This is a genomic window from Brevibacillus porteri (assembly GCF_003013475.1).
GTDB classification, from domain to species: domain Bacteria; phylum Bacillota; class Bacilli; order Brevibacillales; family Brevibacillaceae; genus Brevibacillus; species Brevibacillus porteri.
On sequence record NZ_PXZO01000007.1, the window covers coordinates 92,850 to 101,425 of the forward strand.

Genomic DNA, 8,576 nt, shown 5'->3' on the forward strand with positions numbered 1-8,576 from the left:
AGTCGTTTTCCTCCCTGAAATGAAATAACGTTCAAAAAATTGCGATCTTCGCTTTTCATTTGGGAAAACATGGTGCTTACTCACTTTCCTGTTGAAAGCAGCAGCGGTAGGGCACGTTATGTTCATGTCCTATTTTTGCGCGGAGGGAACGTATGCACCAAAAAACAAAAAACCGCCTTCCATCCTTCCTTCAAATACAGGAGTCCACTGGTCTGAAAATGTCGCGCCACGAGCCTTCTCATCAAAAGCCATCAGGTCGGCTGGACAATCAAGCCAAGCTGCTGCTCCTGGTCAACGCTGTATTCATTGCCGCTGGCGCCCTTTCTGGCACGTTTGTAAACGTCTATTTGTGGAAGGTAAAAAGTCAGTTTGCACCGATCGCTTGGTTTACTTTTGCCGCCCACCTCGCGGGTGCTCTTACCTTCTGGCTTGCTGGTTGGTATGTTAAGCATTTGAACAAAATGAATATCCTGCGTGCCGGAATGGCGGTTTCTGCCCTTTTTTATTTGCTCGTTCTTCTGGCGGGTCCAAAAGCTGTCTCTTATGCCGTACCGCTTGGGCTCGTTCAAGGTATGGCGAGTGGCTTTTTCTGGCTTTCTTTTAATGTGGTGTACTTCGAAATCACGAATGCCGATAACCGCGACCTTTTCAACGGTTGGGCAGGGTTGCTTGCTTCCATTGGCGGCATGCTCGCTCCATGGATATCAGGGTTGCTCATTACGCGGCTCCCGGGAAATAGCGGCTACTCCCTTATTTTCGGGATCTCGCTTGCGCTATTTGTCGTCGGCGTGTTCATCAGCTTTTTTTTGAAAAAACGTCAATCGGAAGGGACGTATTCTTGGAGCTTTTCCTTCCGTTGCTTGCGAGAGGAGCCCGAGTGGCGCTGGGCGGCAGGCGCTTTAGCTGGTCAAGGACTGCGTGAAGGTGTATTCGGTTTTGTGATCGGTCTACTCGTCTACATTTCCACGAGAAGCGAGATGACTCTCGGCAACTACTGGTTGACTACATCTGCCGTCGGGCTTGTGAGCTACTTCTTGATCGCCAAATGGTTCGCTCCGCGCTATCGCAAGTGGGGAATGCTCACTGGTACTGTCATCATGTGGGGGATTCTGTTCGTATTTTTTTGGCAGGTGAGCTTTACGACACTGCTTATTTTCGGGATTGCCGTGTCCATCGCTTATCCGCTGTATTCTGTACCCATGCTCTCCACGATTTTTGATCTGATTGGCACGAACGAAGAGAGCGCACGCAATCGGGTCGAGTATGTCGTGCTCCGAGAGTTCGCTCTGGACGTTGGTCGGCTGGTGGGGATTCTGATCTTTCTGCTGGTAACCTCCTTGAGCGTCTCTTCTCTTACGCTGAACTGGTTGATTCTGTGCATCGGAATCGGCCCACTCATCGCATGGGCGTGCATGACCAAGCTATTCCGTAACGTCCCTGCGACTAAAAAAGCAGACAACGAAACGTAAGCGTGCGCCCATGACAAAACCCGCTTCGGCTGACTTGCCTAGCGGGTTTTGTCACCGATTTAGGAAGACAGTCTCCAGCCACCTGTCGTTTGCTGTAGCTTCCACAGCCGCGCATACAAACCGTTTTTCTTCACAAGCTCATCATGCTGTCCCTGTTCGACGACCGTGCCATTTTCCAACACGTAGATGTTGTCAGCATTACGGATGGTTTTCAGGCGATGAGCAATGGCAATAACCGTTCTTCCCTCGATAAGCGTATCGATCGCTTTCTGAATTTGCGCCTCATTTTCGGGGTCGAGTGAGGCTGTTGCTTCATCCAAGAGAATGATCGGCGCATTTTTCAGGATCGCTCGAGCAATGGAAATGCGCTGTTTCTCGCCGCCTGATAGCGTGCTCCCCCCTTCCCCTACGAGCGTATCGTAGCCATTGGGTAGCTGCATGATGAAATCATGGCAGCACGCTTGTTTGGCCGCCTCCTCGACCTCCGCTTGTGTCGCATCCCTTTTTCCGAAGCGAATGTTGTTTGCAATCGTGTCCTGGAATAAATACACGTCCTGGAACACCATTGACACGCGGGAGAGAAGTGCCTCCGGGTCTATGTCGACAAGTGGTTGATTGCCCAGCTGAACACTGCCTTGCGACGGGTCATAAAATCTGGCAATCAGTCGCATCACGGTGCTTTTTCCACTGCCGGATGGCCCGACCAACGCTGTAAACGAACCGACTGGCATATGCATGCTCACGTTGTTCAGGACGTTCTTTTCGATATAGCCAAAAGAGACGCCTGCAAGCTTCACGTCGTTTTCCGAAGGTGGTTGCTGCTCGCCTGTCATGATCGGCTCCGACAGCAACTGGACAATCCGCTCCCCCGCCTGTTCGTGGTAACGGAATTCTGCATAGTTGACGAGTGCAGCTGTCAACGGATCAAAGATACGTGTCCCAACCAGCAGGAACATGACAAACGTGATCAGATCTATGCTACCTGCTACGAGCAAATACACGCCGACCATGACCATGAGTGTGAGGCCCGCCCGAATAAAAGCGATGGCGGCGAGCACAATCGGTCCCAGTAAGCCTTCGATTCGTATGCTCTGCCGCATGAATTCGCGAAAGGATTGCTCCAGCCGTACAAAGCGCTCGCCAGTCAAATTGTACGCCTTGATGACGCGAATGCCGTTCAAATATTCCTGCAAGCGATTGGCGGCGTCAATTTTGGCACGCATATGCGTCGCTCCGAGCCTGCGTTGTAGTCCAGATGTCATCAGCACCAAGAGAATCGCTATGGGAAACGCAGCAAACAAGGCCAGTGCCATGCGCCAATCCGCGAAAGAAAGGCCTACGATCGCCATGACAGGCATAATGATCGCCCCCAACATTTGCGGTACGAGATGGGAAATCCCGTGCTCCACCATCGTAAAATCTCCCATCATCATATTGGCCAAATCCCCTGGGTCTCTTTTGTTCAAGTAACCGAGTGACAGCTTGCGAAGGTGCTCTGCGAGCTTGGTTCGCCCTTCAGCAGCCGTGCTGTAGGCGCCACGAAACTGTGTACGATACGCTGGAATTTCGCATAGAAACAAAAGGAGCAACGAGACTACCATCCATCCGCATACCCACCAGAGTCGCTCGATGTTCAATGGGGCACCCGGCTGGGCAAACGGCTCAAAAATCAAGCGGGCACCCTCCACGAGCAAGGCAAACGGCAATATTTGCGCAAGGTTGGCAAGTGTCGTGTACATAACGGGTTTGATCAGCGCCCCTGGTTTACCTGCTGTGATATTGTTCAGCATACTCATCTGCATCCACACTCCCCTTTCCTTCGCCCATTTGCCAGTCCTGCGCATCGGTGTAAGCCTTCCACATCCGGGCGTAGAGCCCATTCGCCTCTATCAATGATTGATGCCTGCCTTGTTCGATCAGTTTCCCTTTTTCCAGCACCAAAATTTGATCTGCATCCCGAATCGTTGACAGGCGATGCGCGATGACAATGACGGTTTTGCCCTTCATCAGCTCTGCCAGCGCCAGTTGCATCTCATACTCATTTTCAGGATCAGCAAAGGCAGTCGCCTCGTCGAGGACAAGAATCGGTGCGTTTTTCAGGATCGCCCGTGCGACCGCCACACGCTGCTCTTCTCCCCCAGACAAGTAGACTCCCCCTTCCCCGATCAGGGTGTCGTAGCCTTGCGGGAGCTTTTGAATAAAATCATGGCATTGGGCTGCCTTCGCCGCTGCATAGACCGCTTCTGGCGTTGCGTCTGGCAATCCAATCGCAATGTTGTTGTAAACCGTGTCGTAAAACAAAAACGTATCCTGAAAGACGAATGCTACGGTGTTCATCAAATCTATGCTCGACACCTCCCGAACATCTACCTGGCCAATGCGTATCGCTCCCTCCGAAACATCCCAAAATCTTGGAATGAGATTCGCTACCGTAGATTTCCCTGCACCAGACGGTCCGACCAGAGCTGTCACCTGCCCGTGCTTCGCCAAAAAAGAGATGCGAGATAGTGTTTCTCCTCCTGTTCTTCCCTCTGCTGCATAAGAAAAAGAGACGTTTTCAAATGCGACATCAAAGCTCTGTGGACGCTGGGAGCTAAGCGGTTCGGTAACGGGTTGCTCTGCCAAAATTCGATCCATGCGCTCCACCCCCTCGCCAATGTCACGCAGGGTAGAGGTCAAAAACAAGAGCTTAAACATCGGTGCAGATACACCTGGCGCCATTACGAGAAAAAAGAGCAGAACAGACGCAAACGCAACATTTTGCGGGTCTTTACTCAGCATGAACACCCCTACCGGGAGAATGAAGACCGCAAATGAACTCAAAATCACCTTGAACACCAAGAATCCGTTTTGAAAATCATCCGTATGCTTGACGCAATAGTCCCGATAGGTGATCATATCCGCATAAAAGCGCTGGAAGGAATGAACCGTCTGCCCAAATACCTTGATCGCCGGCATTCCACGTACATACTGGACGGCAGATCCATTCATCCGTTCTAGCGAATCGTAGTACCTCTTGATATTTTCTTTTGTTTTCGTCCCGGAAAACGTAATGATCTGCACAATCAATCCCAGTATGATCGGCACGACGCAGGCCAGCGCCAGCCAGACGTTCAAGTAAAACATCACGCCAATCATGAGCACCGTTGTCACGACTACATGCACCAAATCCGGAAGCTGATGCGCGACAAACGTCTCGACCTTTTCCACATTTTGCTCCAATGTTTTTTTGACTGCACCGGTAGACGTCCCGTTGAGCCAGCCAAGCGGCAAACGGCCGATATGCGCAGCCAATTTGACTCGCATTCCGTACAAAATGCGAAACGCAGCGATATGAGACACCATCCCGCCTGCATACATCATGACCAGACTTCCCACGAGTCCCAAAAGCGCAATAACTCCCCACCGAATCATGTACGCCCCGTCCGCCATTGCGGGAGACGCTGCATGCATTAACAGTTCGCGTAAAATAAAGTAGACCGATGCATAAGGCACCAGCATGCATATTGCGCTCAAGGAAGACAATATCGCCGAGACGACGAGCAAGCCGCGCTTCTCATCCGCAATCTCCAGCAAGCGACGCACGCCTTTTTTGGGCTGCATTCCCTCTTTGCTCTCCATTGTCGTCATTCCTGTTCTCCTCTCTCCTGCTTGCTTCTTTTGTCCTATCCCTTATCATAATGTGACCTTCTGCCCTCTACCGCCGATTGCCGGATAGATCTTACCCCTAGCCGGAGCATTCTTTTATTTGGGAACAACAACACGGTCATAACCGTTTTGTTTGACCGCAAGCGGTTGCATCCAGCTTTATGAAAAACGTCGAGATGTTTCGATCCCCCGATGAGAGGGGACGTTTTTCACACAAAAAAACCTTTCCCACTTGGAGGCTAGCTCCCACGGAAAGGTTGCGTTGGTTTTTTCGATTATGGTTGGACTACTTTTTCTTTCGCTTTCGTTACGATGTGGTGACCGAGCGGCAAGCCGCGCTGCTCCAGCTCATCAGCTGTCACAATATGGAGCGTCTCACTTTTACACGGCATGGGCATCAAGCCGCCCAATGGACTCATCACTCTTCCGATCGTGTCTGTCTCAATGAGCACGTACAGGCCTTTTTCCTCCAATTGTTGCATGAATTCTCCCCAACGCTTGGAAGTAATTTGATCGGCGTGCTTGGTGAATATGACACCCATTTCTTGTGCTAGCATGTTAAATCTCCTTTGTTCTATCCGTCAAATATATGCTTCAAAAGATAATCTAACAATACAGGGAAACCTCTCTTCTGGCAAAATCCGTGTAAGCCAAAAAAACACGAAAAACGGTTGTTTTTGACCGCTTTTCGTTTCAGGAATCTCGCATCTTCTTCGCACACACCGTTTCATCGCGGCACGCTGTTTTTTGCAGCTTGCTTTTGAAAAAGAGACCTATTTTTGTCTATTTACTGTGTTATTCTTGTGCACTCCCCATCATGTACCTATTTTCCTTTATTCAGAAATTCGTTGCCAGCTTCACATGCAGCAGTCGGGCAAAAGGAACCCAGTGGACCTCAGAGCCTGCCCGAAGCTTGAGGCCTCGCGCTACTTAGTCAATATGGATGAGCTGGGCGGATAGGCGCCCCGCATTGCCTCCGTAACGAATTTGGTCATTATTCAGTTGATTTACTTCGAACCTATACAAAACATTAACCAGAAATGGTAGTAGCATTTTTTTGCATTCCAATTATTCTCATTGCATCACGAACATACATTCGGTATATAATAAGAATATACGTTCGCATCCGTGGCGTGTATGGACTTTGCAGTACATCTACGAATCACCAACTTTACAGGAGTGAAATGCCGTGCCTCAAGAGCGAACCATTATGTTAGTTGACGGACAATCATTCTATGCTTCGATTGAAAAAGCGGCCCGGCCAGACTTGAAAGATAAGCCAGTCGCTGTAGCTGATCCCTCTAGAAGATCTGGTATCATTCTGGCTGCTTGCCCCGTCGCCAAATCACGCGGTGTAACAACGGCCGAAAGAGTCGGCGAGGCGCTTGCGAAATGTTCCGATTTGGTCGTAATACGCCCCCGAATGCAAACATATATCACCGTATCCTTGCTTCTTACCGAGATCTTCGAGTCATTTACGGACCAGGTCGAACCTTATTCCATCGATGAACAGTTTCTTGATGTTACAGGTTCTATCAGTTATTTCGGGGCTCCGGAAGAGATTGCTCACCAGATCCAGACACACGTTCTGTTATCAACAGGAGTTTGGACGCGGTGCGGAATTGGACCAACGAAAGTGTTGGCGAAAATGGCTACTGATAATTTTGCTAAAAAAATGCCCGAAGGTATCTTTAAACTCGGTTTCGACAATTTAGAATCTGTATTATGGCCGTTACCGGTACATCAAATGTTTATGGTTGCCTCTCGAATGGCTCGTCATTTTACACGTATGGGTCTTTACACGATTGGCGACATTGCGCGTCTGGAACTGAGTGATTTTAAAAAGCGTATGCGAAAAGAGATGGGCAAGCAAAGTGATATACAGGCGGAATATTATTGGCAGACAGCACGTGGAATAGACCCTAGCCCTGTCGTGGCAAGTATTCGTAATAAATTAAAATCGGTTAGTCACGGCAAGGCGCTCAGAAGCAGCCTTTATCGGAAGATTGAAGATATCGAGGTCATACTGCTGGAATTGGTGGTGGAGGTCTGTCGTCGCAGCAGGAGACTGGGTTACATCGGGCGAGTTGTGTCCGTCGGAGCAACGGAAACAGATGGTCAACATTCGATATTGTCGTTTAATAGACAGGTAACACTTCCACAACCTACATCCCTTTCACATGAAGTCGCATCAGCAGCTCTCGGAATTTTCCATAAACATTGGAGCGGTATGCCCGTTAACCACCTATCTGTTGCATTGACTGAGTTGACAGACGATAACGTCATTCAGCTTACTTTTTTCGACGACCGGATCAAAGCGTACAGCCTGGAGAGAGCGACTGATGAAATTAAGGATAGATACGGCAGCGCCGCTATTATGAGGGCATCATCATTATTACAGTCCGGAGTAGCCCGTGAGAGGGCAGAACAGATTGGAGGCCATTACAAATGAGCAAACTGGACGGTAATGAACGGTGGAAGTCCAAAATGCTGCTTACTGAGCATCAAGAACAATACGAAAATCGTCACGACGCAAAGAACTCCCGTAAACGACCTACAGAAGATGAGTTCAAAATGATCCGAGACTGCATCTTGCTTCCTCACATGTTAAGCATGGTGCAAAAGAGCATCGAAGACATAGAGAACCATTCCAACCTTCTAAAGCAGCTTTATTTGACAGCAGGCCGAGCACTAATGAGCCAAATAAGTGCAGATTTGTACAGTCTGCGCCGCGAATTGTCGAAGCGTAATATTAAAATAATGAGTGATGAACAAGCAGATATGGTAATGTATCACCGTTTTATTTGTAGAGGATACGAGGATCGCTTTGGAATGGTCCGGGATGTTATGCGTTCGGAAATCAGTATTCGCCTGTCAATGTATATCAAAGAATTAGTTGGTCGAATGGGTGCAAACGACTATTAAACCTTGCATATCCGAATTTAGCGTCATTAAGTTGACGATTTTGTTGTTGTTCCCATTATCATGGTTTTCTTCGTTTTTATCGGAGTGGATTGGGACATCAATGTAACGGCTTTACGTAGTGCTAGAGCGGTCTACCGGAAGCGGACGGTCTTGCCCATTCCCTTGATAAATTTAACAGAAAAAAGCCGACAACTCGGGCCGGCTTAAATGGTTCAAATTAACTCTGGTCGGCAAACATTACCGTCTTTCGGATGACAGCAGACCTGCCCCCCAGAAAGTAACAGGCTCACACAATCTGAGCAGATGACCAGCCGACAGGTATTGCAGGATCGTCATCTTCTTTCAGGGACATGTGGACAAATACTTCTAAGGTGTTGCAGCTGTTGCCAGGCAGCCGCATAGGCTTTGTATAGCTGTGCTGCCTCCTCCGTTCTACCAGCCTTATTAGCCTCGAGATACTTGTTATATAATTCCTTCACTTGCCTGTCGACTTCCGCTACTTTGTCGCAGCCAGGACCGGGGGATGAGGTCACC

At 49.2% G+C, this 8,576-nt stretch carries 7 protein-coding genes; 3 read left to right on the plus strand and 4 right to left on the minus strand.

Features of this window, described 5'->3' with window-relative positions:
- The first annotated feature begins 152 nt into the window (after positions 1 to 152).
- A complete protein-coding gene (locus C7R92_RS06355; RefSeq protein ID WP_106833592.1) occupies positions 153 to 1,469 on the plus strand; it encodes an MFS transporter in 1,317 nt (438 codons plus the stop codon).
- A 59-nt stretch (positions 1,470 to 1,528) separates the two neighbouring features.
- Here the strand turns inward: C7R92_RS06355 and C7R92_RS06360 are convergent, their stop codons facing one another.
- The 3 genes from C7R92_RS06360 to C7R92_RS06375 form a co-directional block, all read right to left on the minus strand.
- Positions 1,529 to 3,265 (minus strand): ABC transporter ATP-binding protein, encoded by a 1,737-nt coding sequence (locus C7R92_RS06360; protein ID WP_106833596.1) that lies wholly within the window; start codon positions 3,263 to 3,265, stop codon positions 1,529 to 1,531.
- Positions 3,234 to 5,072 (minus strand): ABC transporter ATP-binding protein, encoded by a 1,839-nt coding sequence (locus tag C7R92_RS06365; RefSeq protein WP_167403188.1) that lies wholly within the window; start codon positions 5,070 to 5,072, stop codon positions 3,234 to 3,236. Before C7R92_RS06365 ends, C7R92_RS06360 begins: the two co-directional genes overlap by 32 nt.
- 320 nt (positions 5,073 to 5,392) lie before the next feature.
- Positions 5,393 to 5,674 (minus strand): hypothetical protein, encoded by a 282-nt coding sequence (locus C7R92_RS06375; protein WP_007728325.1) that lies wholly within the window; start codon positions 5,672 to 5,674, stop codon positions 5,393 to 5,395.
- A gap of 632 nt (positions 5,675 to 6,306) precedes the next feature.
- On the opposite strand from C7R92_RS06375, the gene C7R92_RS06385 reads away from it, so the two are divergent.
- Together C7R92_RS06385 and C7R92_RS06390 are read left to right on the plus strand one after the other, a co-directional pair.
- Entirely contained in the window at positions 6,307 to 7,569 is a 1,263-nt protein-coding gene (locus C7R92_RS06385) for a DNA polymerase IV (RefSeq protein WP_244195661.1), read from the plus strand.
- Positions 7,566 to 8,042, plus strand: coding sequence for a YhjD family protein (locus tag C7R92_RS06390; RefSeq protein WP_056486315.1), 477 nt, complete (start codon positions 7,566 to 7,568; stop codon positions 8,040 to 8,042). Before C7R92_RS06385 ends, C7R92_RS06390 begins: the two co-directional genes overlap by 4 nt.
- A gap of 332 nt (positions 8,043 to 8,374) precedes the next feature.
- On the opposite strand, the gene C7R92_RS32560 is transcribed toward C7R92_RS06390, so the two are convergent.
- On the minus strand, positions 8,375 to 8,576 hold a 202-nt coding region (locus C7R92_RS32560; RefSeq protein ID WP_208636185.1), incomplete at its 5' end, for a hypothetical protein.

What these genes read in the sequence shown, in the direction of transcription:
- C7R92_RS06355 (WP_106833592.1), top strand. Translation starts at nt 153, where the DNA reads ATGCACCAAAAAACAAAAAACCGCCTTCCATCCTTCCTTCAAATACAG.
- C7R92_RS06390 (WP_056486315.1), top strand. Translation starts at nt 7,566, where the DNA reads ATGAGCAAACTGGACGGTAATGAACGGTGGAAGTCCAAAATGCTGCTT.
- C7R92_RS06360 (WP_106833596.1), bottom strand. Translation starts at nt 3,265, where the DNA reads ATGAGTATGCTGAACAATATCACAGCAGGTAAACCAGGGGCGCTGATC.
- C7R92_RS06375 (WP_007728325.1), bottom strand. Translation starts at nt 5,674, where the DNA reads ATGCTAGCACAAGAAATGGGTGTCATATTCACCAAGCACGCCGATCAA.
- C7R92_RS06365 (WP_167403188.1), bottom strand. Translation starts at nt 5,072, where the DNA reads ATGCAGCCCAAAAAAGGCGTGCGTCGCTTGCTGGAGATTGCGGATGAG.